The following is a 22,935-nucleotide window of genomic DNA, read 5'->3' as shown; positions in this document are numbered from 1 at the left end:
TCCGGTTTTTTTTTTCCTCCTCCCAGAAAAAAACCCCCCCCCCCCCCCCCCCCCCCCCCCCGCCCCCCCCCCCCCCCCCCCCGCCCCCCCCCCCCCCCCCCCCCCCCCCGCCTCCGACGCCCTGTGGCTCTGGTCCGACCCGTACGAGATGACCCTCGCGGGCCCGTCCGAGGACGGCTCCCCCGCACCGTCGCAGTCGCTGACCGTGCAGATCAGCCACGACAACACGGCGACCACCGTCCCGGCCGGCACGCTCACCGTCGACGCCTCCGGAATAGCCTCGTTCGCCGAGGTCACCTGGCCCGCGAACTGCCGCCCGGAGAACGAGACCACCGCCGTCTGCACCACCCCCGAACTCCCCGGCGGCGCCAACGCCCCCGCCGCGCGGATCGGCCTGACCGCCAAGCCGGGCGCCACCGACGGCAACGACGGCTACGTCCGCTACACCGCCCAGGCCGGCGGCATGAACGCCTACCCGGGCGAGACCCACGTCGCCGTCAACGACGGCCCCGCGCTCGGCCTCACCCAGGCCGAGTACCGCACCGGCATGGCACCCGACCAGCCCTTCGACTCCTCCGTCGTCCTCGGCAACCGGGGCAACCGCACCGCCGACCGCACCCTGCTCACCGTCTTCACCTCCCGCGGCATCCGCCTCGGCATGTCCGTCCCCTCCAACTGCGAGTCCACGAACGCCGTCACCGGCCGTACGTTCCTCTGCGTCCTGGACGAGCGGACGACCCCGCGCTCGTACCACTCCCTCCCGCTGAAGTTCCGCACCAAGGACATGGCCCTCTTCGACCGCGTCGACTATTCGGCGCAGCCCTACTCCGAGCAGGCGCTCGCCGAGGCCCGTGCCGGCCGCGCCTTCACGCCGGGCGCCGGCCCGGAGCTGAACCTCATCCCGGCCGCCGCCCCCTCCGACGAGCTCCAGCCGTACCGCACCTTCACGGTGAAGACCGTCAACCAGGCCGACTACCGGCTGACCGCCTCCACCGTCTCCGGCGCGGCCGGCGCCACCGTCCCCGCCACCGTCACCGTCCACAACGCGGGCCCCGCCTGGGTCGCCTCCCTCGGCGCGGGCGAAGCCGCCGCGACCGTCGACGTCGACATCCCCGCGGGCACCTCGGTCGCCTCCGCCCCCGACGCCTGCTGGTCCCAGTCCGAGACCCGCTACCGCTGCAACACCCCCATCTACCTCACCGAATCCGGAAAGTCCGCCACCCACGCCTTCCCGTTCACCCTCCACATCGACGAGGTCATCCCGAACGCCACCGCCCGCGCCGCCGTCTACAACGACGCCTACGAACCCGCCGTCCGCACCTTCGACCCCGACCTGACGAACAACACGGCCACCCTCACCGTCAACCCCTCGACGAGCTGACGCACGCCCCCTCCGGCTGCCCGGCCCAACCCTGTACGAGCCGGGCAGCCGACCCCCGCACCGCCCCGGTGACCCCAGCCGCACCACCCGTGGGCGACTGGCCCCCCCCAGAGGGCGGAACGGGCGGACCGAAGCGCCGAGCGCCCGACGCCGCCCCCCGCCCCCACACGCACCCGATCTCTGGCAGGTAGTCCGGAACAAGACAGTTCGCCGAAGCACCGGGCAGTTGTCGATCGAACGGATCCACCTGATCACCAGCCTCCACGCCGGTGCCGCAACCGGCCGTGAACTCGCCTCCTGGACCAGAGGGCACTGGGGCATCGAAAACCTCCCGCACCACGTCCGTGACCGGACCTTCCGCGCGGACCAATCCACGATCCGCACCGGCCACCTGCCCCGCACGACGGCCTCCCCGCGAAACCTCGCCGTCGGCGTCCACCGCCAGAACGGCCGGTCCACCATGGCCTCCGCCGTGCCGCCCGCGACTACCGTCGCCCCCTGACCGCCCTCGGCCCCACCTGACGAACCCGGACGAGATCACTCCACGCAATGACCCCGAGGGCGGAACCCGCCTGAAGGAGCCCTGGGACGCGCTCGTGAGCGTCACAGGTCTGGGTCTGCTCGTCACGTGGGCCCTCTATACTCCGCCGGTCAGAGGCATGGTCGAGACGGGGGCGTAGTGCACGAAGACGGGTACGTCATCAAAGCGGCGCTGGGCATTCTCGCCTGCGCGCTGATCGTAAGGATGCTCGCCCTCCCGCTGCTGCATCGTTTTCAACGAGCCATCAGGCAACGGGAGGCCGCGGCTTTCACGGGGACGGACGAGGGTGGGACCTGGACGAATGCCCTCTTCGACAGAGGACTGGTCCTGGCGTGCGCGCTCGTACTGACGGCGCTTCTGCCCAACATCGACGCGCCCGTCGATGCAAGGACCCTCGCGACCGCCCCCTGGCCGGGCAGCCCGCTCAACGTGGGTGGCTGGGTCTTCGAGATGAAGGAGCGAGACGGCCTGGACCTCGCCGTCTATCAGCAAGAGGCCGGCGTTGCCCTCCTCTGCATCGTCCTGGTGCTGGTGTTCTGGACGCTCGCGCAACGGAAGTTGCTGACGGTGGGTATGCCCGCGGGGTTGTGGCACTCTCCGCGCACGCGCACCCGGATCATCGGCGGCTTCGTCCTGTGGCTGCTGCTGATGGTAGTGGTGCTGCCCATCGGCGTGACCGTGGCTGCCGCAGTGTTCCAGATCGTCGCCTTCGTCGTGGCCTCCCGGCACCAGCCCCTGGCCACCGCCGGCCTGCCCCCGGCATCCGCCGCACCCAGCCCCACTCGGCACGTTCCGCCCCTCGCGGCCGCACCGAGCACCCCTCCCGGAGCCGGCCTCCCGTCCCAGGGACTCCCGAGCGCCTTCCCGCCCTTGCAACCGCACGAGCCCCAGACCATCGGCGCCTACCACCTGCTCGGCAGGATCGGCGCCGGCGGCATGGGAACGGTCTACGCGGCCCGCCGCGCGGGTTCCGCCACCCAGGTCGCCCTCAAGACCATCAACCCCGAACTCCTCGACGACGCGGCTCTGCTGTCCCGCTTCGAGCGCGAGGCGGAGGTGCTGGGCATGGTCCCGGGCGCGTACACGGCCCGCGTCCTCGATTCCGGCGTGGACGCCGGACGGCCCTTCCTCGCCATGGAACTCCTCGACGGCCGCCCCCTCGACGCCCACCTGCGCGAACAGGGCCCGATCCGCACACCGCAGGCCCTGCGCGCACTCGCCCTCGCACTGGCGACGGCGCTCGGCGGCATCCACCGTCTGGGCCTCGTCCACCGGGACCTCAAACCGGGCAACATCATGCTGACCAGTGACGGCCCGCGCCTCCTGGACTTCGGCATCGCGGCGATCGTGGACCGCACACGGCTCACCCGCACCGGCGGTTCACCGGGAACGCTGACGTACATGGCCCCGGAGCAGTTCGACGAAGCCCAACCCGGCCCGGCCGCCGACATCTGGGCGTGGGCCTGCTGCGTGGTCGCCGCCGTCCACGGGGACAGCCCGTTCGCCGCGACCAGCATCGGCGCGGTGTACCGCAAGATCACCGAGACCGGCCCGGAACCGACCGCTCTCGCCGCGCTGCGGGCCGTCGACCCCGCCCTGTCCGCAGTGGTCCTGCGGGCCCTGAACACCGAACCGGCGGACCGTCCGGCCGACGGCACCGCACTGCTCACCCTGCTGACCCACGGCCCGGGCAACACCGTGCCCAATCCCAGATCCGTCCACGAAGAGATCACGCAGGGTTGGCAGGCCTTGGCTTGAGGGCCTCTCCGGCAGAGCACGGGCGGAGCCGTAGACGGACTGCCGCTGCGGTGACCGTGCCGTGGAGGACGTAGGCCCTCTTGTCGTAACGGGTGGTGGCCGCGCGGGAGTTCTCGGGCCGGTCGATGGTCCGCTCGACCTCGGTGCGACGCCGGTGGCGCTCGCTGTCGAAGCCGGCAGGTCTGCCGCCCGCGCTGCCTGTGCGGCGGCGGTTGGCCCGCTGGTCCTTCGGCTGGGGGAGCGTGTGCTCGATGACGTGTGATCGGCTCCCGGTGGCGGCGGCCGGGCGCCGGCCGTCAAGCTCTCCTCGCACAGGCCCGCCTGCGGGTGGGGCACACCTGTGCCCAGCTCGCAGCCGGAGTCCCCGGCGTCCCCCAGCCTCGGGCGCTCACTCATCTGTCGGCGGAAACGGTGCTCACTCCGGTGACAGGTGGCTGTCCCATGTGCTGAGTACGGAGGCGAGCAGGCGCCGATGAGTCTCGATCCAGTCGGCCGGCAGGTCGATCGGCACGCGTACGGTCACCATGGAGAGGAGAGCGTCTTCGACGACGACCTCGGGGCAGTCCCGCTCTCCATCCAGGTGGATGTGGACGGAGGGGCCCCGCTGGACGTGCAACCAGGCGATGTCCTCGCCGGCCTCAAGGCGGTCCAGAGCCTCGCCCCACGAGACGAGACGCGACCGCCACAACGCGAGATCCACCCGACCGCTCACGAACGGCGTGTCGACGACGATCTCCGCGGCCAGCCCTCCCGTCACGCCTTCCAGAGGGCCGAGCACCGTGATGCGCACACAGTTGCCCTCGTCGTCACAGAACAGAGCCAGATCCACCTGCTCGGCCATCACCGAGTCACCTCCACGAAGTCGAAGCGATCTTGACGTACATCCGCCCGGTGGGCCAGCGCCATTCCGGCTGTGGGGGAGGTGCGCCGGTTCTGTCCGGCCACGCGGTTGGTGGGCTCGGCGTGTGCGGTGGCACGCGTCGACGGGGTTCTTTCGGTGAAGCCGGCCATGGGCGTGTTCGGTACGAGCGCTGCTCCTCGCCCGGTGGACCATGCCGTCACCGTCGTCCACCGGGCGGAGGGCCCGGCGGCCCGGCGGTTCGCCGAGTACCTGATGGCCATCGGCGACGACAGCGTGGGGAAGACGTCCAGGCCGTGTTTCAGGTGTGCAGGTTCCACTGCGGTTGCTGAGCCGTGATGATCGCGGTGTGGGGATCTCTCGGACAAGCAATGGTCTGCACTGGAGTCGGTGTCGCCTTCGCCGGTCCGGGTGCGGGTGGACAAGGGGTACTCGTCCGCTGCCCACCGCGCCTACCTGAGGAGGCGCGGAATCCGGTGCTCCATCGCCGAGCCGGTCGACCGGGTCCGCAACCGCGAGCGCTGGGGCCGCGTCGGCGGCCGGCCACCGGACTTCGACCGCCAGGATCACAAAGCCCGCCGCGCGGTGGAATGCGGCATCAGCCGTCTCGAGCGGCACCGTGCCGTGGCCACGCGGTACGAGGAGTTGGCCTGCGGTTTCGAGGCGGCAGCCCAGGTCGCGGCGGTGCATTGGTGGGTGTGACCCGCACGTCCGGGGCGCGAGCGCCGGGTTGTCCGCTGGTACGTGGTGCCATCGGTTGGACCGCCGATGCCGACGTGCCGCGCCCGGCCGAGTGCACTGTCACCGGTGCCCTCCCGGCGTGACCTGCGGGGCTTCGTTCGGGAGCGGGTGTCACCGGATCCAGTGACCCCCACTAGGCAATGGGTCACGCACCGCAATAGCGTGATCGCGCTGCGCGTTGTGTCGCGCCATCACAGATCGAGGTCCCATGAGCTTTCAGCAGTTCCTGTCACGGGCCGCTTCCCGGATCGGCTGGTGCGCCACCGCGCTCGGCCTGGTCCTGATCGCGGCGGTGCCGGCCCAGCCTGCCGCCGCCGACACGACACCGGCGCCGCCGCTGGCGCTGGTCTCGGTCGTCAAGGGGTCGAAGACCGTCAACGACTTCCAGCCGGTCTACGCGGAGTGCCGCGATGGGGACTGGGCCATCAGCGGCGGCGCGGAGGCGGTTGCCCCCAGCGTCGGGTACGACGCCGTCGGCCTGGTCGGGAGCTTTCCCGCCGTCCTCCATGGTGAGAAGCAAGCGTGGGGATGGGTTGCCAGCGCCCGCAACTTCGGCGGGAAACCCACCACGGTGACCGTCTGGGCGGTCTGCGCATCCCTGCCCAGGGGTTATGAGGTCGTGCAGGCCCCGCTGGTCCAGGTGCCGAGCGACCAGACGGTCACCGTTTCCTGCCCGGCGGGCAAGACCGCCCTCGGCGGTGGGGCCGAGGTCCAGGGCACCAGAAGCTCTCTCACCAAGAGCTACCCGTCGGGCTTCACCGCCTCCGGACCGACGGCGTGGACGGTGGCCGGCCGTGTCATGTCGAACGGCACGGTCGGTGTCGCGGGGGCCGTGACCTGTGCCGACCCGATCGCCGACAATGAGTGGACGACCTACAAGGTCAGCAAGAACACCCCGTCAGGAGGGTTCCTCACCTGCCTCAACGGTCGGCGGGTCACCAGTGGTGGCGCCGCGGCGAACAGTCAGGAGCCCGTGCTCATCGCGTCCAGGCCCGGCCTGATGAGCGAGGGAGCCGACCGCGACGGCTGGTGGATCCAGGCCGGAAGCAATTGGGAGCCGATCGACGTGGACCTCTACGTGATGTGCAGAGGTCGATAGCGGCAGACCGCGGACACGGCCGGGAGACAGCCGGCCGAACGCGGAAACGGGCCCGGCCGGTCCTGCGCCAGCAATACCGGACGGGCCCTTGCACACTGCCTGCGACGCACCACACCGACCAGTCCTCGTTCTGAGGCCCCAGACCGGCACCACGATCGCCACGGCTCAACAGCCCCAGTGGAACCGGAACCTAAAACACGGCCGAGGGGCGCGGCCGGGATTCGCGCCCCTGAACGCGGCGCCCCTGACCATGGCGCCTGTGAGCGCGGTGCTGGAGAAGCGCCCTGCTGGTTCCTCCCGCCACCCCCGCACCCTCAGCCGAGGAGTGGCGTCAGGATCAGTCTGTAGAAGACGAGGTAGGCCACGAGTGAGAAGGGAAGGGCGGTCAGGAGGGTCAGCGCGCGTTCTCTGTGGGTGCGGGCCATGAGCAGCGGCACGAGGACCAGGACGGCGAGGCAGGCCCATGCCACGGAAAAGTAGTGCAGCACCCACGCGTAGTGGATGGCTTCCGTGCCGAAGACGCCCGCCAGGGCGGCGAGGCCGATGACGCGGTGGCGCGGGTTGTCGCCCCGCCACCGGGAGCCCGCCACCCCGAAGAGGGGGCCGGCGACGAACGCCATGCCGAGCCAGACGAGGGGAGCGAACAGAGAGCCCATGCCGTCGCGCGCGATCTCCGCGTAGGCGTAGTAGCCGACGACGAGGCCGGACTCCGCGATCAGGCCCGCGACGGCCGCCGCGGGCAGGCCGACCCGCCGGGCCAGCAGCGCGCCGGCGGCGAACGCGGCGACGGACCAGACCGCACCGGAGTTGGCGATCTGGTTCCACTCACCCGGAAGCCAACCCTGGAGCAGATTGGTCAGGACGCCGAGGAGGAGTCCTCCGGCGAATGCCGACGCCGTCGCGCAGGCCCAGGCTCTTCCGCTCGTATCGGGCACTGAGGCGATGGCCGGGGACGCGCTCATGGTGGTGCTCACTTCTCTGTCGGGGACTGCGTGCTCACACCTCTCGGTGCACTTGAGAGGATGCGCGGCATGGGCGGCGCGTTCCCTTGTCCGGCGCTGTCCCGCTCCGCCGCGTCGCCCTCTGCGGTCACGTGACGAGCAGGGGATGCCGGTCGCAGTGATGCCGCTCCGGGGCCGCTTGTCGGCCTTCCGCGGAACCACTCTGCCTGTCTGCCGGGTGAACCCCGACGGGACATACCGTCTGCACACCATGTCCGCGAACCCGGCTGCCGGCCGCCACCCGTGAGGAATCGTATCGATGGACGCACGATTCAAGAATTTTCTCAGGGTGAACCTGGACCTTGAGCGAGGGTATGAAAATGCGGGCGAACTGAAGCCCGCGCTGTTCAGCTTCAGTGATGCCTACGTGAGGAAGATCCGCGAGGGGTTCGAGCAGGTGATGTCTGACGATTCCTTCGGGCCGGCCGAATATGAGCGACTGACTGATATTGAGTTCCCTGACAGGGAAAGTCTGCATGTCTACCTTCGAGCCATGTATGACCACCTGTTCAATGGTGCACCGGAACAGCCGATGCCGCCGGGTTGTTAACAGCTCCGCACGCTTTTCCGGAATCGAATGTGCCGCATGAGCGTGGTGTGCCCCCCCGTGGTGCACATTCTTGATCGATGGAAGTTATGAGTGGATAGCGCCTTATTGTGGCTAGTTTCTCGTGATTCGGAGCGAGCGGTCCTTGCAGATCGTCACCCCGCCGCACTGCCGACTCCCCGACCTGGACAGCGGGGCGGTGGTGATCCCGGGTGCCGACCCCCGACTGAACCACAGTGCGTCGCCAGAGCGGTGGCTCAGGCCGACTGGACGATCTGGTCGGCGACGTGCTGCAGCACGTCGTTCCAGGTGTCGATGTCGCTGACCATCAGCTGCACCAGTTCGATCGACCACTTCCAGTCGCAGTTCTTGACGCCGAGCAGCGCACCCAGGACCTCGGGCAGGGCCATGCCGATGTAACGCCGCTTCAGGCCCACCCGGGAGGGGACCTTCACCGACTCCAGGTCGGCGACGGTCAGGTGTCCCTTGCTGACCAGCCACTCCGTGATGAACGCCTGGGTCACCGACTGTCCCGCCTGCTGTGCCGCCGCCGCCACCTGGCCGCGCAGGCCCGCACTGCGCTCGCTCAGGTCGGCCAGCCAGGCGTGGAGTTCGGGCGCGAGCGTGAAAGCGGCATCGTTCGTCCGGCCGGCGCTCTGCTGCTTCTGCCAGGCGCTGACCTTACCCATCCCCTCGTACTGCTCGTCGCCGTTGAAGGCCGAGTCGTCGGGACCACGGAAGTTCGTCAGGTTCGCGATGCGGTTCTCCGCGGAGCCGCTGCTGGTGATCATGCTGGTACGTGTGGAGGCGCTGGTCATCATGTAGATGAGGGCGTTCATGTCGTCGGCCGACTTGGGGTCGAGGTTCATCTGCTTGGCCGTCCTGATGACGTCGTAGTAGTACAGATGCGCACCGGACTTCGAGATCGCGTCCTGTATGTTCTCGCTGAGCAGCACGCTCTCGACGGAGTTCTCCACCACGTCGACCCCGCCCAGCTCGGCCAGCAGCCCCACATGTGCCTCGCCGACGTTGCCCAGCCCGATCTGGTGGGCGACCCCTTCGCTCTTCAGACTGCCGAGCACCTGCCAGGCGGCCGTGAGTAGTTCCTTGTTGACGTCCAGGTTGTGGATGACCAGGGAGTCCAGCCGACCATCGAACAGCTTGGCGACCCCGCGCAACCGGGCGGTCAGCTGCTCGGGCGACTCACCGGCCTTGACGTCGAACTTGTAGAGCAGCTCGTAGCTGTCCCGGGGCTGGCCACGCAGCGCCTCGGCGACATCGTGAATGTTGTTGTAGCTCTCCGCGGTGTCGAAGCGGCGGTACCCCTCGGAGAAAGCCGCTTTCAGCTGCTCCCGGCTCCGACCGTCGACGCCGAACACCGGCCACGGCTTGTCGGCGGTGGACTCCTCGGCGGCGGACTCCTCGGCCGTCATCCGGGCCACCATCGGCTCCGCCTTCTGCGCCGACGGCGCGGCGGCGGTCGGACCGGCGGTGGTCGGGCCGGTGGCGCGCTGGGCGGGCACCGGGCCTGACAGCGCCTGCCGGGCGTTGGCCTCCGCCTCGCGTTCGAAGCGGTCGGACGGGTCCGAGACGCGCAGGCCGGAGCCGTTGTCGGTGCCCGCGACCGGTCCCTGGCGCTGCTGGATGACGTGGGTGAGCTCGTGGGCGAGGGTGTGCCGGTCACCTCCGTCGTCGCCGATCACCACGTGGTTGCCGGAGGTGTAGGCGCGGGCGCCGATCTCGGCGGCGGAGCGCTGGGCTGCGGTGCCGGTGTGCAGGCGCACGTCGGAGAAGTCGGCGCCGAGGCGTCTTTCCATTTCCTGCTGCAACGGTGCGGCCATGGGTTGCCCCGAGCCGCGCAGGACGTCATGGACGGAAGAGCGCTGGACGGCAGGAGTGTCCTGTCGGTGACCGCAGCCGGCGCCGTGTTGATGGCGCGACTCCTCGACCATGCGGGACACCGCCCTGTTCCCGACCGCGCGCTGCAGCGCCAGGAGGGTCAAGGGAGAGTGTGGACCAGGCCCCAGCCCGGCAGACGTCATCGGGAGCCTGCTGACACGCGGCGCGCGCTGTGGCGACTTTGCGTCGGAGGTCGTGGCGTTGTCGTGTGCGCGCATCGGTGGGCCTCTCTAGGCTCTGAGCGGAACACCCCCTTTCCTACCGGGTCCGTCGCGTCGCCCGCCAGGGCGGTTCGGGCAGAGTGCATTGCCCGAACGCGGGCGTGAGTAGTTCCGGTGCAGGAATTCACGGTGAGAAGGATCAAGGTCCGGGCCTGCTGCGCCGGCGCGGGGGTCCTGCTGAGTCGGCACGGCACGGCCCCGGTGGACGACCTGTTCTCCATCAGTCAGGCCGAGAACGAGGCCCACACCGGGATGGGCGAGCGCTACGGGCGGATCATCCAGGAGCTGTTCCGGGACGCCGACTTCTTGTCCGCCACGCTGTGGGCTGACCTCGCCCTCACGGTCCAACTGAACCGGTTGTACGAGGACATCGAGTGCCACTGGTATCGCAAGCACGGGCCCGTCAGCAGTAAGGCTTCCGGCTCAGCGCAGTATGTCGCCGGGCGCGAGCAGGCTGGTGGCCTCGGCGATCGCCTCCGCCGAGGGATGGAAGCAGCGCCGCACGTTCTCCGGCTCCTTGTGCCGCGATTTCGCCATGAGCATCGGCAAGCCGGCCCCAGCCTCCCCGAGATGGGTGAGGCCGGAGTGCCTGTTCGTGCAGGTCCCAGCCGGTCCAGGCCACCCCGGCGACGGCGGTGTGCTGGTCGAGCAGCGCGCGGACCTGCCCGTACGACAGCCGGGCGAGCCCGGTGGCCGGGCAGACGTCGCGCGGCGCGAGGACCTTGCCGGGGCCGGGGCGGCGGTGCGTGACGAAGACTGGGCTGCGGGTGCGGCCGCGCAGCAGCCGGGGCAGAAGGCCCGACAGCAACCCGGCTGCCTGGCCCTCCGAGCGGGGGCTGCGGATCGGCTGCCACAGGTATCCCGCAGCGTCCCAGGCAGACACGGTCACGGCCCGATCCGTGCGCGCAGGCCGTCGTCGACAGCCTCCACGGCGCATACGACCTCGAACTCATCTGTCCGCGACCAGTCGAACAACCGGGTAGAGGGTGCTTGCGACCCCACCCAAGCGCCCGATTCGGCCGCGTCGCCCTGGGGGAGCACCGTATGACCAAAGACGTGATCGCGCTCACCGAGCGTATGCCGGACGCGCTGAGCGTTCTGGCGGGCCTGCTCGCGGGCGGCCCGGATCTTCTGGTCGAGACCGCCGGCGAGGGGGCCGTGGTCCGACTGTGCGACGCGGAGGGGCGGCTGCTCGTATCGATCGAGGTGCCGCTGCTCCTCCAGGTGCCGGGTGAGGCGGCCCGGCTGCTGGGGCCCGGCGCCGAGCTCTGGTGAGGGGCCGGTGTGGTGGACCGAGGCCCGCGCCGTCGCGGGTGTTCCGCAGGCCGAGCAACGCGCGGGGGCCTTCGCGGCCCGTCTGACCATCTCGGTCAGGGGCGGGGTTACGCGTCGAAGGCGTACTCCAGGACGTACGCGTCCGCGTTCAGGACCATTTCGGTGACCTCGATCGGGCGGGCCGCCTCCGTAAAGGCGGTCCGGCGCACGAGGAGGACGGGTGTGCCGGGTGGGAGGCTCAAGCTCGAAGTCTCCTCCGGGAGGGGTGTGCGGGAGCGGATCTCCTCGCGGAAGTGGGCGGGGCGGTGGCCCAGTTCGGTCAGCCGGGCGTAGGTCCCTCCCGGCCCGGTGTCGGGCTGGGTGATGGGGGAGCCCGCGACGAGGGCGGCGGGGAGGTACGACGTCGCCGGCATCACCGGCCTGCCGTCCAGGACGTAGCGCCGCCGCCTGATGTAGGTGCGCCCGCCCTCCGGGAGGCCGAGCAGCCGGGCCGCGTGCTCGGGCGCGGCGCCCTCGTTCACCTCGACCTGGTCCACCACCAGGTCCCGGCCCCCGAGGTCGGCGTCCCAGACCGCGCGTCCCGATCCCCACTGTTGGTGCGCCAGCCGCGGAATCCCGTGCCGCCTCAGCGGCTCGTACGGAGGGTGCTCGGGGGCGCGTACGTCGTCGGCCATCAACGGGTCCTCTTCCTGACGGGCGGCGGTCGACGGGCGGCGGGCGGCGGGTGCCGGGCGGGGCCCGCGGGCACGGGCGCGCCCGGTTCGGGGCAGCAGGACGCCCCACCGTGGTCGGTGGGGCGTCGCGCCGGTGGGCGTGGTCAGGCAGGGGCGAGGGCTCCGGTCCGGACGCCGGTGACGAAGGCCGAGAACGCGGCGGCGGGGATGCTGAGGGCCGGGCCGCTCGGGTTCTTGGAGTCGCGGACGGGGACGGTGCCGTGGGCGGGGGCGAGGTTGGTGGCGACCTCGACGCAGGTGCCGCCGTTTCCGCTGTACGAGGAAGTGAACCAGCGGGGAGACGCGGTCGTCGTCATGAGTGCCCTTTCACTGGGGGTCGTTCGCGGCTACGGGTGCGCCAACTCGCCGGTCTTGACGCCCTTAACGAAGGTGGTGAACGCCTGGGCGGAGAGGGTGAGCACCGGGCCGCTCGGGTTCTTGGAGTCGCGGACGGGGACGGTGCCGGTGGTGGGCACGGCGCGCGGGGCCCACTCCACGCAGGTGCCGCCGGTGTCGCTGTAGGAGGACTTGATCCAGTACGGGTTCGTGGTCTCGGTCGTCACCATGTGCCCTTTCACGACGGGTCGTTCGGGGTTACGGGTGATGCACGTCGCCGGTCTTGACGCCCTGGACGAAGGTGGTGAACGCCTGGGCGGAGAGGGTGAGCACCGGGCCGCTCGGGTTCTTGGAGTCGCGGACGGGGACGGTGCCGGTGGTGGGCACGGCGCGCGGGGCCCACTCGACGCAGGTGCCGCCGGTGCCGCTGTAGGAGGACTTGATCCAGTACGGGGTCTCGGTCATCACGGGAGGTCCCTTCGGAACTGGCCGGTCGATGGCTACGGGTGCAGCTCCCCGTCCCGGACGCCCCGCACGAAGGCCGAAAACGCGACGGCCCGGACGCTGAGGACCGGGCCGTGCGGGTTCTTCGAGTCGCGGACGGGGACGACCCCGTGCGCGGGGGCGAGATTGGTGGCGACCTCGACGCAGGTGCCACCGTTGTTGCTGTACGAGGACGTGAACCAGCGAGGGGACTCGGTCATCGCCATCTGCCTCCACGACGGGCCGCCTCTGCGCGGCTACGGGTGCTGCAACTCCCCGTCCTTGATACCCCGGACGAAGGTCGAGAACGCCTGCGCGGACAGGTTCAGCGCCGGGCCGCTCGGGTTCTTGGAGTCACGGACGGGGACCGCGCCGGTGGCCGAGGCGGCGCGCGGGGCCCACTCGACACAGGAACCGCCGGTGCCGCTGTAGGAGGACTTGACCCAGTACGGGGTGGGGGTTTCGGTCGTCACGAGGTGCCCTTTCGAAGCTGGTGGACCTTCTCCACGGAATCTGTCTGCGACAGAGACACGGCCTGCAGTTGATGGTAGGCCCTCACCAGCGGGAGCACGGAGCTGATTTCGCGGTCCAGATGGCCCTGCGTCTCCGACTCGACGTAGGAGACCACGGACCGGTCCTGCAGGGTCAGCAGGTTCACCAGCCGCTCGTAGGGGCGGCGCTCGCCAATGCTGTACGGGGCGATCTGGAACACGGTGTTCGGCAGGGCGGCGAAGTCGATCAGATGCTGCAACTGCGCGTCCATGACGGCGGGGCCGCCGATCGGCCGACGGATGCAGCTCTCATCCAGCACCGCGATGATCATGGGTGGTACGTCACGCACCAACGCCGCCTGGCGCTTCATGAGAAACGAGACCGCTTCATCTGCTTCCTCCTGCGTGATGGCACCCCGTTCGACCGCTCCGTTCGCCAACGCCTGCGCGTACTCCCGCGTCTGCAGTAGCCCAGGAATCAGGCCCGTCTCGAACAGCCTGATCTCCGCCGCTCTGCCCTCCAGTTCCACGTACTCCGGGAAGCCCTGCAACAGCACGCCGTGCTTGATCCCTCGCCACTCCCGCTCGAACGAATCAGCGGACCCGACGAACCCCATGGCGACGTCAACCGCGATCGAGAACTTGCGAGTTGGAGGCTTGTGGCACAGTTCCACCCCCGAGACGTGACGCCCGGTGTACCCGATCCGGTCCCCGAGGTCGTCCTGCTTCCAGCCCCGTGCCTCGCGCTCCGTGCGCAGACGTGCTCCGAAGGCCGCCAGCGGGCCCGCGTCCGGGTTTAACTCCTTGCGATTGACCAATGTGCTCTCCGTGATCGCAACGTTGAAGACGCTTCGACACTAGGCCACTCTGAGTCGCCCCGGTAGTCAAACGACTACAGAGAGGAGCGATAGGTGTACGGCGTGAACGCGTGCCCGAATCCCCCGGAACCACCGGGCCTCCCCGCCCTCGGCGCCTTCCTGGTGGACACCAGTCGAGGTGACCGCGTGGGGGAGTACCGCGGGGTCGCCGGCCCGTACTGGTCACTCCGCCCGGTGGGCGGCGGTGCGGAGTGGGAGGTCGAGCCCCGGTACGTGCGTCCCGCGCTGCTGATAGAGCAACTCCGGGCCCGGATCTCCTACGTCAACGCCCGCAGCCGGGGGGAGGTCCTGTGAACGCCCCGCAGCACCCCCGCCGCCCCGCGACCCGCGTACGCGTGCGGCTCGCCCTCGCCCTGGGGGCCGCCGAGGTCCGCCTGCGGCTCCGCTTCCCCCGGCTGACGTGGGCGCTCACCCGCCGTCCGGCCGCCGCCTCCACTCCGTACGCCGCACCGTCCCGCCATCGCACCGGCACCGCCCACCGGGCCGTCGGCCGCGCACCGTTGGACGCGGACCGCGAGGCGGTGCCGTACGCGGTCGACGCGGGGGCCCGCCGGTCGCGCGGCGCGGTCTTCCCGAGCGGCGGGGAGCGTTCCGCATGAGGGGCGCGGGTTACGTCGCCGAGGTCACCGCGACGGCCGGGGACAGCGCGGTCCGGCTCGGCCGGGTCGTCCTGCCCAACCGGCGGCTCGTGCTGCGCTGGCTGCGCGGGCAGGCCCTGCGGCTCGCGGACGGGCACGGGTGCGCCCGCCCGCCCGCCGCCCGCGCCTGGCTGCCGGAGGCGGGCGTCCGGCGGGTCGCCTTCCACGGCTCCGACGCCCCGGAACAGCTCCGCGCCTGGGCCGGTGACGACGCGCGCCAGGAAGAGGCGCTGCGCGCCCTGGAGTTCGGCTTCCCCGCCCTGCTCACCGTCCTGGACCCGGCGGTCGGGCTGCGCGTCACCCTCGCCGGGTGGCCGCCCGTACGGCCGGAGGCGGCCGGGGCGTCCGCGGCCGGGGTCGGCGCCGTCGTGCCCGGCGGGGGCGGCCGGTCATCCCGTACGGCATCCGACCGGACCCGCGTGATGGAGGGGGAGCAGACGTGTTGCAGTGCACCGCCGTGATCGGCGTCCCCCTCCGCGAGACGCTGCGGGCGCTCCTCTCCATGGAGGGCGGGCCCGCCCACCCGCTCGACGCGCTGCCCGAGGACGACTTCCTCCTGTGCGAACTGGGCGAGCACGGGGAGCAGGCCGAGCACGCCGCCCATCTGTGGGTGGCCGACACCCCGGACGCACGGGACCTGTGGGTGTGCTGGCACGGGACCGGGGCGCACCGCATCCACCGGTTCGCCATCCTGCCGCTGTGCCCCGCGCGCCTGCGGCACCTGGCCACGCAGACGGTGTCGACGTGCGCGTTCTTCGACCGTCATCCCGGCGCGCACTCCTGGGACGTGACCGATCCGCTCGGCGAGCTGCTCACCGAGCACGTGCGCGGTGAACTCCAGCGGTCCGACGCCGACGACGACCCCGCCGACGACGACCCCGACGAGCTCTGACCCCCTGCCCCCACCCGAACCCGAAGGGCCCCCCGTACCGCCATGAACTCCTGCACCTCGGTGGCCCTGCTGCCGCCCCCCGCGCACGTGGTCCGGTTCGCCGCCCCCGGACCGCCTCCCCAGGCCGGACACGTGCTGTGCGAACTGGCCGAGGGCCACGACGGCGACCACGCGGCCGTGTTGTGGGACGACGACGCGAACCGGGGCGCGGTGTGGGCCCGTTGGAGCGAGGCCGGGGCGCGGCTCATGGGGATGCCCTGGTGCGGCGCGTCGGACGGCCGGGGGGAGGACGCGTGCGGGCTGTTCGCCGGCCACCCCTCCGCCCACGACTGGGACGTCGTGGACCCCACGCTCGCGGCGATCGACGCGATGCTCGCGCGGCAGCCGCGCCGGTTCCCCGGACGGGCGGAGGGGGAGGCGTGACCCCCGTACGGTCAGCGCTGGTTCGCGGTGCTCGGCGCGGGTCGGTACGTCGTCACCGACCGTCCCTCCACCCGGAGCAGGCGGGAGAGCAGCGCCGTCGCCACGGCGAGCACGGGCAGCACGAACAGGGCGACGCGGACACTGCTGTGCGTGGCGAGGAAGCCGATGAGGGGCGGGCCCGCGAGGAAGGCGAAGTAGCCGGCCGTCGAGACCGTGGCCACGGCCGTGCCGGGGGAGCCGGTGTGGAGCCGGCTGGCCGCGCTGACGACCAGGGGGAAGGAGGCGGCGATCCCGAGGCCGACCAGCGTGAAGAAGACCACCGCCACGACCGGCCGCCCCGTCGCCAGCACCACCGCGGAGCCCGTGGCGGTCAGCAGCGCGCCGAGCCGGACGACCCGTACCGGTCCGAAGCGGTTGGCCGCCCGGTCGCCGCCGAGCCGCCCCACCGTCATGGCCAGGGCGAACGCCACGTACCCCGCGCCCGCGAGGCCGGGGCCCGCGTGCAGGGAATCGGCCAGATACACGCTGGCCCAGTCGGTCACCACGCCCTCGATGAGCAGCACGCACAGGCCCAGGGCGCTGAGCAGGAGCAGCCGGGGGGTGAAGCGGGAGAAGCGGGGGACGGCGGGGGCCGCCGCGTCCCGGTCGGCGTCGGACGCGGGCGGCGCCGGGGCGCGGTGCTCGGCCGCCCGCTCCCGCGCGTGCTGGTGCGTGGCGGGACGCAGCGCCGCCGCCGCGACCGCGGCCGCCAGCAGGGTGGCGGCCGCGGTCGCGGCGAACTGGGCGCTCGGGGTCACGCCCCCCGCCGCGGCGAGCGTGCCGAACAGCGCGCCCGCCAACGCGCCCGCGCTGAACAGGGCGTGGAAGGAGGAGATGCGGGTCCGGCCACTGCTCCGCTCCAGGTCCACCGCGTGCGCGTTCATCGCCACGTCCAGCGCGCCGACCGAGGCCCCGAGCACGGCCAGGCTCACCAGCAGCGCGGGCAGGGACCCGGCCAGCCCCAGCAGGGCGATGGCCCCCGTGTACACCAGCAGCGAGACCCGTGCCACCGCCCGGCTGCCGAAGCGGTTCACCAGCGCCCCGGCCGTGGGCATCGCGGGCACGGACCCCAGGGCGACGCCCAGCAGCGCGAGCCCGAGCTGCCCGTCGGTCAGGTGCAGCTCCTCCTTGACCTGCGGGATGCGGGGGGCCCAGCTCGCCAGGACGAGACCGTTGAGGAAGAACACGGTGTAGAGCGCGAACGCCCCGCCGCGCCCCTCGCCCCCGCGCCCGTTCTTCGGCGCGCTCACCGGGGAGCGGGGCAGAGGGGGAGCCGTACGGCGGCCCCGTCCGGCACCAGGTCCCGCGCGGTCGTCGCCGGGTGGGCGGGGGCGCAGGTGAAGACCTCCGCGTACGCGACCCCCGCCTGCTCCCCCCGGAACGCCGCCTGCTGCTTCGTCAGGTCCACGAAATCGGCTCCCTTGCGTCGTCGTCGCGCGTTGTTCTGACTGAGGTGCTCGGCCAGCATGGCCTCCTTGGTCCCCATGGTGTCCGAGACGTCCACCCACACGTCCGGATTTCCGCCACCCGTCCCCAGCAAGGTGTCCATGTGGAACAGGGGTGCTACCCGCTCGGTGGCCGGATGCGCGGTGACGAGCGAGGGTTCGCGGGCCAGCAGGCGGGCGACGGAGGCGAGTTGGGCGACCATGCGGTGATCGGGGTGGTAGTCGCCCGGATGGTGGGCGAAGATCACGTCCGGGCGGCTGCGGCGCACCAGGTCCACGGCCAGGCGGCGGGTCGCGGCGGTGTCCAGGAGGAACCCGTCCGGCTCGCCCGCCCAGAGCAGTTCCGCGCCGAGCACGCCGACCGCCCGCCGCGCCTCCTCCTTCCGGGTCGCCGCGGTCTCCTCGGGGGAGAGGGTGCGCGAGCCCAGCTCCCCGTTGGTGAGGATCGCGACGGTGACGTGCGCGCCCTGGCGGACGTAGTGGGCCAGCGTGCCCGCGCAGAAGATCTCCACGTCGTCGGGGTGGGCCCCCATGGCCAGTACGCGCACGGTCGCACCTTCTCCTTCGTTCTCGGTCACGTTCGCCGGGTGGGTTTCGTTCTCGGTCGCGTTCGCCGGGTCGGCTTCGTCTTCGGTCGCGTTCGCCGGGTGGGCTTCGTCTTCGGTCACGTCCGCCGGGCCGGGCGGGGTCGCCCGGCCGGTCGCGGTCGGGGCCGCGGGGGTCTCCGGGTCCGTCACCGGAGCTGGGCGGCGTCGGACAGGGCGGTGGCGAAGCCGAGGACGTTGCTGTCGGTGAGGAAGTGCCGCAGCACCCGCTCCCGACCGGCCCGGCCCAGCTCGTCGGCGTAGCGCGGGTCGGCGAGCAGGCGGCCCACCGCCGCGCCGAACCCGGACAGGTCGCGGGCGTCGGACAGCAGGAGCCCGGTCGCGCCGTGCTCGACCTGCTGCCGGATGCCGCCCACCGGCGCGGCGACGACGGGCCGGCCCTTCCACGCGGCCTCGGAGACGGTCAGGCCGAACCCCTCGGCCAGGCTCTTCTGGACCAGCACGGTCGAGCGCCGCTGGATGGCGTTGATGGTGAGCGCGTGCTCGGTGGGGTTGTCCGTGGGCACCTGCACGAGGTGCACCCGCTCGCGCCCCCGCCCCAGCGCCGCCCGCGCCGCCCGGCACTCCTCGAAGACCTGCTGCGCCTGCCGGTCGCCCGCGGTGTTCGGCCCGACCAGCAGCAGGTGCGCGCCGAACGCGGGGTCGACGTGCTCGGCGAAGCCCTGGATCACCCCCGGAATGTCCTTCACCCGGTCCCACCGGCTGACCTGGGTGACCAGCGGCGCCTTTGCGGGCGCCGGGCCGCCGTCGCGGACGATCAGCACGGGGTGGCGCAGCAGGAGGCCGTCGAAGGCGTGGCTGCCGCAGGGCGCCGCCGCCGACGAGGGGCCCTCGATGATCCCGGCGGCCGCCAGCAGCCGGGACGGGTCGATGCCGGGGTGCAGGGAGAGGTTCTTCGGCGACAGCGGGTCGATCGACGGAGGGTTGACGTGGTCGCCCGCCCCGGCGAGCCCGGCGGGCAGGACGCCGGGGTAGGAGGCGATGTGCCGGTCGGCGGAGGCGAGGTAGCGGGTGAGGAAGTCCCAGGCGGGGGCGGCCCGTTCGGGGTCCAGCGCCGCGCCGATGTGCGCCCGCCACACGACGGTGCAGCCGGCCTCGCGCAGGTGCGGGGCGAGGCCCGCGGTCTGGTGGTCGTGCAGGACGACGACGGCGTGCCGGCCCACGGAGGCGGCGAGCCGGGCCGCGTACGCCTTGCACACCCGCTCGTAGAGCCGGCGGCCGCGTTCGAGCTCCGCCGCGGTCCCGGCGTCGGGGGCGGGCGGGGTCACGCCGCACAGGCGGTAGTACAGCGCCTTGGTGAACTGCCGGAACTCGGGCGGCGCGTCCAGGGTGGTCCAGCGGGTCTGGACGCCCTCCGCGGCGAGGTAGGGCAGATTGCTCCGCAGCAGCTCCGCGACGCCCCCGCGCACCGGGTTGTCGCTAACATGCCAAACCGTACGCCCGTCGAGCCGGTCGGCCGCCGTCCGTAACGCCGACCGCACCTCCACCACCCGCTCCGCCCCCACGACGGGTTCGAGCCAGGACAGGCTGGCGGGCGCCAACGGCACCTCGTGGGCCGCCTCGGCCGCCGTGGGGCCGTGGGTCCTGGGCGGCGGCGGGGAATTCCTCCCCCGCAACCGCGTGGCCCTTTCGTGCGAGGCCGTATTCGTCGGGGCGGAGAGTTTATGCAGAAGCCTGTTTCCGTGGCGCAGTCGTGTCACTCCGTACACCTTCCCGGACCTGGGGAAACTTGCGAACCGCCTTGATCCTTGCATGGGCTCGTGGCCTTGCCACGGTTTCCGGCCATCGACAAGTCCCCTGCCCAGAGCCGTACATGAGGGCGGAGGCGGCGCGGGCTGCCGTGCCCGGCTGTCGGCGGCGCGGACGCCGCCGCCCCGCCCCCACCGGGCCTTTTCCCGAAAGGGGAAACAGTGCTTTGCGCCGACGAAACGCCTGCGCACACGGAATTAACCGCGGAGTCCCCGTGCGGATGACCTTCCTTCACAAGCGGGTTTCCTGCCGTTACGCGCCCGTCATTTCCTCGTCGTGCGTTCTGTCGTGTTCGAGACGTTCCACCGCCGGGCGCCCGCGTTCCTCCGGGCGGGTGACCTTGCCCCGCCGCCCGCCGTGTCTGCGCCCGCTCCCGCGCGGGGGCGCTTTCAGTGGACGGAAGGAATCGGTGTGATCAACTGCAAATGCCACCAGATACGCACTATCCGGTCCATTCCGGTACGGGGTGGGCCGGGCCGGCCCCGGAGGTACCAGCCATGTCCCACGTCGGCGTCCCGCGCGGGACGGTACGAAAGCGGCGCCGCCCGCTCGCGCTCCTCGCGGCCGGAGCGCTCGCCGTCCCGGCCCTGGCCGGGTGCGGCTCCGGCGGCGAGGAGACCGTCCGGGCGGCCCCCCAGGACATCGCGCCCGCCGCCCGCGACGCGGTGGCCGACGGGTCCAGCGCCACCTGGGCCGTCGACGCGATGCCCACCACCCTCAACGCCTTCCAGGCGGACGCCGACAGCGCCACCCACCGGATCGCCGGAGCCCTGCTGCCGCACCTCTTCCCGATGGACGCCACCGGGCAGCCGAAGCTCAACCCGGACTACCTGGAATCCGCGAAGATCATCGAGCGCGAGCCCCAGCAGGTCGTGCTCTACAAACTCAACCAGCAGGCGGTCTGGAACGACGGCCGGGAGATCGGGGCCCCCGACTTCGTCGCCCAGTGGCGCGCGCTCAGCGGCAAGGACTCCGCGTTCTGGACCGCCCGCAACGCCGGATACGAGCGGATCGAGAAGATCGAACGCGGCTCCGACGACCTCCAGGTGCGGGTCACCTTCGCCAAGCCGTACGCGGACTGGCGCGCGCTCTTCTCGCCGCTCTACCCGAAGGAGGTCACCGGCTCGCCGGACGCCTTCAACGACGGCGCGCGCACCACGCTGAAGAACACCGCCGGGCCCTTCGTCCTCCGCCGGGTCGACAAGAGCCGGGGCACCGTCACCCTGGCCCGCAGCCCGCGCTGGTGGGGCGACAAGGCCAAGCTGGACACCCTCGTCTTCCGGGCCGTCCCCGCCGAGGACCGCGCCGAAGCGCTCATCGAGGGCGCCGTGGACATCGCCGACGTCGACGCCGCCACCGCCGACCGCATCGCCCTCGCCACCCGCGACCGGGGCGGCAACGGGCAGCCCCTCAACCACGGTCCCGGCTCCGAGGCCAACCCCGCCGCCGCCCTGCGCTCCTGGGCGCTGGCCCACGGCTCCGACGAGGCCCAGGCGCAGGCGGCCCGAGCCGCCCGCGAGCAGACCCGCCAGGCCGCCGCCGCGTACGCGGCGGAGCAGAAGGCCCTGCGCGACTACACCGTCCGCAAGTCCCTGGAGCCCGCCTACACCCAGCTCGCCCTGAACGGCGAGTCCGGCCCGCTCGCGGACGACCGGGTCCGCCGGGCCGTGGCCCGCGCCCTGGACCGCGAGGAGCTGGCCGAAGCGGTCCTGGGGCCGCTCGGACTCCCGGCGGAACCGCTCGGCAGCCACCTCGCCCTCGCCGGGCAGCCCGGCTACCGGGACGGCAGCGGGGCGCTCGGCGAGCAGAACACCAAGGAGGCCCGAGCCCTGCTGGCCGACGCCGGCTGGACGCGGGACGGGGCCGCCGAGAAGCCCGAGGACAGCGAGGCGGGCAGCGAGGCCGACGAGAAGGAGGCCCGCACGGCACGGGAGGACGCGGAGAAGAAGGACGCCGGCGAGGAGGACGTACGGAAGGAGGACGCCGAGAAGGCCGGGGCGCGGGAGGCCGAGGACAGCGCCGCCTCCCGCGAGGAGGGGCTCTACATCGTCGGGGAGGACGGCAAGCCCGGCGCGGGCGACCGGGAGGACCGCGAGCCCGGCGCCAAGGCCGACCGGGAGGACCGCAAGCCCGGCGAGGGCGCCCCCGACGACGCCTCCGCCTGGTCGGCCACCGCCCAGCGCGCCGCGCTGCTGCGCCAGGCCCGCGCGCTCGACGAGGACGGGGCCGCCGCAGCCCGGGACCGGGCGCCCGGCGGAGCCGCCGGCGCGTACGCCCCCGTGGGCACCCGCGCCCCGGCCCCCGCGCCCGGCGCGGCCAAGGGGCAGCTCGGCAAGGACGGCAAGGCGCTGACCCTGCGGTTCGTGCTCCCCTCCGGGCCCGGCTCGCAGACGCTGCGCGGCGTCGGCGAGAAGATCGCGCGGATGCTGGAGAAGATCGGGATCGGCACCGAGATCACCAAGGTCCCCGACGAGAGCTACTTCAAGGACCACATCGCCTCCGGCCAGTACGACCTCGCGCTCTACTCCTGGCCCGCCACCGCCTTCCCCGCCACCGACGGCCGCCCGATCTACGCCAAGCCCGAGCCCGCCACCGACGGGTCGCTCCTCGTCGAGCAGAACTACACCCGCGTCGGCACCGACCACATCGACCAGCTCTTCGACCGGGCCGCCGCCGAACTGGACGAGGAGGAGGCGCGGGAGCTGGTGAAGCAGGCGGACGCCCGGATCTGGGCCGCCGCCGGATCGATCCCGCTCTTCCAGCGCCCGCAGCTCGTCGCGGTGGACAAGAAGCTCGCCAACGTCGGCGCGTTCGGCTTCGCCGCACCCCGCTACGAGGACATCGGCTTCCGGGACCGGCGCTCCGCCGGCGCCCCCGCGGAGCGCGCGAAGTAGCCTCCCCGCCCCGCCCGCCAACCTCAG

25 protein-coding genes and 4 pseudogenes are annotated in these 22,935 nt (G+C 72.1%); 14 read left to right on the top strand and 15 right to left on the bottom strand.

Annotated features, from left to right (window positions below; all coding sequences use genetic code 11):
- Positions 1–148: 148 nt before the first annotated feature.
- From ACZ6EJ_RS16510 to ACZ6EJ_RS16500, 3 genes are all read left to right on the top strand, one after another.
- The gene (locus ACZ6EJ_RS16510; protein ID WP_469267793.1) at positions 149–1,381 is read left to right on the top strand and encodes a hypothetical protein; all 1,233 of its coding nucleotides are present in this window, start codon (positions 149–151) and stop codon (positions 1,379–1,381) included.
- Between the two features lie 226 nt (positions 1,382–1,607).
- A complete protein-coding gene (locus tag ACZ6EJ_RS16505) occupies positions 1,608–1,883 on the top strand; it encodes a hypothetical protein (RefSeq protein ID WP_469267792.1) in 276 nt (91 codons plus the stop codon).
- Positions 1,884–2,060: 177 nt separating this feature from the next.
- Positions 2,061–3,680, top strand: coding sequence for a serine/threonine-protein kinase (locus ACZ6EJ_RS16500; protein ID WP_469267791.1), 1,620 nt, complete (start codon positions 2,061–2,063; stop codon positions 3,678–3,680).
- Here the strand turns inward: ACZ6EJ_RS16500 and ACZ6EJ_RS16495 are convergent.
- Positions 3,652–3,933, bottom strand: a pseudogene (locus ACZ6EJ_RS16495) (hypothetical protein); the annotation flags it as partial. The gene ACZ6EJ_RS16500 and the pseudogene ACZ6EJ_RS16495 sit on opposite strands and share 29 nt — an antisense overlap.
- A 2-nt stretch (positions 3,934–3,935) precedes the next feature.
- Here ACZ6EJ_RS16495 and ACZ6EJ_RS16490 point away from each other — a divergent pair.
- Positions 3,936–4,040 (top strand): annotated as a pseudogene (locus ACZ6EJ_RS16490) (IS5/IS1182 family transposase); the annotation flags it as partial.
- A 55-nt stretch (positions 4,041–4,095) separates the two neighbouring features.
- On the opposite strand, the gene ACZ6EJ_RS16485 reads toward ACZ6EJ_RS16490, so the two are convergent.
- Positions 4,096–4,521, bottom strand: a complete 426-nt coding sequence (locus ACZ6EJ_RS16485; RefSeq protein ID WP_469267790.1) for a DUF5959 family protein — start codon at positions 4,519–4,521, stop codon at positions 4,096–4,098.
- A gap of 408 nt (positions 4,522–4,929) precedes the next feature.
- Here ACZ6EJ_RS16485 and ACZ6EJ_RS16480 point away from each other — a divergent pair, with 408 nt between their 5' ends.
- Positions 4,930–5,241 carry a transposase gene (locus tag ACZ6EJ_RS16480; RefSeq protein WP_469267789.1) on the top strand — a complete coding sequence of 104 codons (312 nt, stop codon included), beginning with the start codon at positions 4,930–4,932 and terminating at the stop codon, positions 5,239–5,241.
- Positions 5,242–5,488: 247 nt separating this feature from the next.
- On the top strand, positions 5,489–6,379 hold the full coding sequence (locus tag ACZ6EJ_RS16475; RefSeq protein ID WP_469267788.1) for a hypothetical protein: 891 nt from the start codon (positions 5,489–5,491) through the stop codon (positions 6,377–6,379).
- 314 nt (positions 6,380–6,693) lie between these two features.
- On the opposite strand, the gene ACZ6EJ_RS16470 is transcribed toward ACZ6EJ_RS16475, so the two are convergent.
- Positions 6,694–7,341 carry a DUF6518 family protein gene (locus tag ACZ6EJ_RS16470; protein ID WP_469267787.1) on the bottom strand — a complete coding sequence of 216 codons (648 nt, stop codon included), beginning with the start codon at positions 7,339–7,341 and terminating at the stop codon, positions 6,694–6,696.
- Between the two features lie 298 nt (positions 7,342–7,639).
- On the opposite strand from ACZ6EJ_RS16470, the gene ACZ6EJ_RS16465 reads away from it, so the two are divergent.
- The gene (locus tag ACZ6EJ_RS16465) at positions 7,640–7,930 is read left to right on the top strand and encodes a hypothetical protein (RefSeq protein ID WP_469267786.1); all 291 of its coding nucleotides are present in this window, start codon (positions 7,640–7,642) and stop codon (positions 7,928–7,930) included.
- A gap of 254 nt (positions 7,931–8,184) precedes the next feature.
- Here ACZ6EJ_RS16465 and ACZ6EJ_RS16460 read toward each other — a convergent pair whose 3' ends face one another.
- Both ACZ6EJ_RS16460 and ACZ6EJ_RS16455 read right to left on the bottom strand, forming a co-directional pair.
- Positions 8,185–9,768: an aldo/keto reductase gene (locus ACZ6EJ_RS16460; RefSeq protein ID WP_469267785.1), complete on the bottom strand. Its 1,584-nt coding sequence runs from the start codon at positions 9,766–9,768 to the stop codon at positions 8,185–8,187.
- Positions 9,769–10,470: 702 nt separating this feature from the next.
- Positions 10,471–10,846 (bottom strand): annotated as a pseudogene (locus tag ACZ6EJ_RS16455) (site-specific integrase); the annotation flags it as partial.
- A 245-nt stretch (positions 10,847–11,091) separates the two neighbouring features.
- On the opposite strand from ACZ6EJ_RS16455, the pseudogene ACZ6EJ_RS16450 reads away from it, so the two are divergent.
- Positions 11,092–11,425 (top strand): annotated as a pseudogene (locus ACZ6EJ_RS16450) (DUF6177 family protein); the annotation flags it as partial.
- A 4-nt stretch (positions 11,426–11,429) separates the two neighbouring features.
- On the opposite strand, the gene ACZ6EJ_RS16445 reads toward ACZ6EJ_RS16450, so the two are convergent.
- The 7 genes from ACZ6EJ_RS16445 to ACZ6EJ_RS16415 are packed head-to-tail and all read right to left on the bottom strand — an operon-like array spanning position 11,430 to position 14,163.
- Positions 11,430–12,095 (bottom strand): GntR family transcriptional regulator, encoded by a 666-nt coding sequence (locus ACZ6EJ_RS16445; RefSeq protein WP_469267797.1) that lies wholly within the window; start codon positions 12,093–12,095, stop codon positions 11,430–11,432.
- Positions 12,096–12,139: 44 nt separating this feature from the next.
- Entirely contained in the window at positions 12,140–12,352 is a 213-nt protein-coding gene (locus tag ACZ6EJ_RS16440) for a DUF397 domain-containing protein (protein ID WP_469267784.1), read from the bottom strand.
- 30 nt (positions 12,353–12,382) lie between these two features.
- Complete coding sequence (locus ACZ6EJ_RS16435; protein ID WP_469267796.1) at positions 12,383–12,598, bottom strand: DUF397 domain-containing protein; 216 nt, start codon at positions 12,596–12,598, stop codon at positions 12,383–12,385.
- A 31-nt stretch (positions 12,599–12,629) separates the two neighbouring features.
- Positions 12,630–12,836 carry a DUF397 domain-containing protein gene (locus ACZ6EJ_RS16430; RefSeq protein ID WP_469267783.1) on the bottom strand — a complete coding sequence of 69 codons (207 nt, stop codon included), beginning with the start codon at positions 12,834–12,836 and terminating at the stop codon, positions 12,630–12,632.
- A 35-nt stretch (positions 12,837–12,871) separates the two neighbouring features.
- The gene (locus tag ACZ6EJ_RS16425; protein WP_469267782.1) at positions 12,872–13,081 is read right to left on the bottom strand and encodes a DUF397 domain-containing protein; all 210 of its coding nucleotides are present in this window, start codon (positions 13,079–13,081) and stop codon (positions 12,872–12,874) included.
- Between the two features lie 30 nt (positions 13,082–13,111).
- Positions 13,112–13,327, bottom strand: a complete 216-nt coding sequence (locus tag ACZ6EJ_RS16420; protein WP_469267781.1) for a DUF397 domain-containing protein — start codon at positions 13,325–13,327, stop codon at positions 13,112–13,114.
- Positions 13,324–14,163, bottom strand: coding sequence for a helix-turn-helix domain-containing protein (locus ACZ6EJ_RS16415; protein WP_469267780.1), 840 nt, complete (start codon positions 14,161–14,163; stop codon positions 13,324–13,326). Before ACZ6EJ_RS16415 ends, ACZ6EJ_RS16420 begins: the two co-directional genes overlap by 4 nt.
- A 93-nt stretch (positions 14,164–14,256) precedes the next feature.
- On the opposite strand from ACZ6EJ_RS16415, the gene ACZ6EJ_RS16410 reads away from it, so the two are divergent.
- Genes ACZ6EJ_RS16410 through ACZ6EJ_RS16390 form a run of 5 tightly spaced genes read left to right on the top strand, consistent with a single transcriptional unit; the run spans position 14,257 to position 16,176 of the window.
- Entirely contained in the window at positions 14,257–14,517 is a 261-nt protein-coding gene (locus ACZ6EJ_RS16410; protein ID WP_469267779.1) for a hypothetical protein, read from the top strand.
- Positions 14,514–14,822 (top strand): hypothetical protein, encoded by a 309-nt coding sequence (locus tag ACZ6EJ_RS16405; RefSeq protein WP_469267778.1) that lies wholly within the window; start codon positions 14,514–14,516, stop codon positions 14,820–14,822. Before ACZ6EJ_RS16410 ends, ACZ6EJ_RS16405 begins: the two co-directional genes overlap by 4 nt.
- The gene (locus ACZ6EJ_RS16400) at positions 14,819–15,322 is read left to right on the top strand and encodes a hypothetical protein (RefSeq protein ID WP_469267777.1); all 504 of its coding nucleotides are present in this window, start codon (positions 14,819–14,821) and stop codon (positions 15,320–15,322) included. Before ACZ6EJ_RS16405 ends, ACZ6EJ_RS16400 begins: the two co-directional genes overlap by 4 nt.
- The gene (locus ACZ6EJ_RS16395) at positions 15,301–15,753 is read left to right on the top strand and encodes a hypothetical protein (protein WP_469267776.1); all 453 of its coding nucleotides are present in this window, start codon (positions 15,301–15,303) and stop codon (positions 15,751–15,753) included. Before ACZ6EJ_RS16400 ends, ACZ6EJ_RS16395 begins: the two co-directional genes overlap by 22 nt.
- 42 nt (positions 15,754–15,795) lie before the next feature.
- Complete coding sequence (locus tag ACZ6EJ_RS16390) at positions 15,796–16,176, top strand: hypothetical protein (RefSeq protein ID WP_469267775.1); 381 nt, start codon at positions 15,796–15,798, stop codon at positions 16,174–16,176.
- An 11-nt stretch (positions 16,177–16,187) separates the two neighbouring features.
- Here the strand turns inward: ACZ6EJ_RS16390 and ACZ6EJ_RS16385 are convergent, their stop codons facing one another.
- The 3 genes from ACZ6EJ_RS16385 to ACZ6EJ_RS16375 all read right to left on the bottom strand — a co-directional run bounded on the left by ACZ6EJ_RS16385 (position 16,188) and on the right by ACZ6EJ_RS16375 (position 19,806).
- A complete protein-coding gene (locus ACZ6EJ_RS16385; RefSeq protein ID WP_469267774.1) occupies positions 16,188–17,465 on the bottom strand; it encodes an MFS transporter in 1,278 nt (425 codons plus the stop codon).
- On the bottom strand, positions 17,462–18,238 hold the full coding sequence (locus ACZ6EJ_RS16380; RefSeq protein WP_469267773.1) for a PIG-L deacetylase family protein: 777 nt from the start codon (positions 18,236–18,238) through the stop codon (positions 17,462–17,464). Before ACZ6EJ_RS16380 ends, ACZ6EJ_RS16385 begins: the two co-directional genes overlap by 4 nt.
- Positions 18,239–18,393: 155 nt before the next feature.
- On the bottom strand, positions 18,394–19,806 hold the full coding sequence (locus tag ACZ6EJ_RS16375) for a glycosyltransferase (RefSeq protein ID WP_469267772.1): 1,413 nt from the start codon (positions 19,804–19,806) through the stop codon (positions 18,394–18,396).
- Between the two features lie 705 nt (positions 19,807–20,511).
- On the opposite strand from ACZ6EJ_RS16375, the gene ACZ6EJ_RS16370 reads away from it, so the two are divergent.
- Positions 20,512–22,908, top strand: coding sequence for an ABC transporter family substrate-binding protein (locus ACZ6EJ_RS16370; RefSeq protein WP_469267771.1), 2,397 nt, complete (start codon positions 20,512–20,514; stop codon positions 22,906–22,908).
- Positions 22,909–22,935 lie beyond the last annotated feature (27 nt).

This window comes from Streptomyces sp. NPDC041970 (genome assembly GCF_055588985.1).
The sequence above is the reverse complement of the archived record's forward strand: the minus strand, read 5'-3'. Positions and strand labels throughout refer to the sequence as shown.

Bases quoted from the DNA above. Each gene is read 5' to 3' on its own strand.
- ACZ6EJ_RS16510 (WP_469267793.1), top strand. From the start codon at position 149: ATGACCCTCGCGGGCCCGTCCGAGGACGGCTCCCCCGCACCGTCGCAG.
- ACZ6EJ_RS16485 (WP_469267790.1), bottom strand. From the start codon at position 4,521: ATGGCCGAGCAGGTGGATCTGGCTCTGTTCTGTGACGACGAGGGCAAC.
- ACZ6EJ_RS16475 (WP_469267788.1), top strand. From the start codon at position 5,489: ATGAGCTTTCAGCAGTTCCTGTCACGGGCCGCTTCCCGGATCGGCTGG.
- ACZ6EJ_RS16470 (WP_469267787.1), bottom strand. From the start codon at position 7,341: ATGAGCGCGTCCCCGGCCATCGCCTCAGTGCCCGATACGAGCGGAAGA.
- ACZ6EJ_RS16465 (WP_469267786.1), top strand. From the start codon at position 7,640: ATGGACGCACGATTCAAGAATTTTCTCAGGGTGAACCTGGACCTTGAG.
- ACZ6EJ_RS16460 (WP_469267785.1), bottom strand. From the start codon at position 9,768: ATGGCCGCACCGTTGCAGCAGGAAATGGAAAGACGCCTCGGCGCCGAC.
- ACZ6EJ_RS16440 (WP_469267784.1), bottom strand. From the start codon at position 12,352: ATGACGACGACCGCGTCTCCCCGCTGGTTCACTTCCTCGTACAGCGGA.
- ACZ6EJ_RS16430 (WP_469267783.1), bottom strand. From the start codon at position 12,836: ATGACCGAGACCCCGTACTGGATCAAGTCCTCCTACAGCGGCACCGGC.
- ACZ6EJ_RS16425 (WP_469267782.1), bottom strand. From the start codon at position 13,081: ATGGCGATGACCGAGTCCCCTCGCTGGTTCACGTCCTCGTACAGCAAC.
- ACZ6EJ_RS16400 (WP_469267777.1), top strand. From the start codon at position 14,819: ATGAGGGGCGCGGGTTACGTCGCCGAGGTCACCGCGACGGCCGGGGAC.
- ACZ6EJ_RS16390 (WP_469267775.1), top strand. From the start codon at position 15,796: ATGAACTCCTGCACCTCGGTGGCCCTGCTGCCGCCCCCCGCGCACGTG.
- ACZ6EJ_RS16370 (WP_469267771.1), top strand. From the start codon at position 20,512: ATGTCCCACGTCGGCGTCCCGCGCGGGACGGTACGAAAGCGGCGCCGC.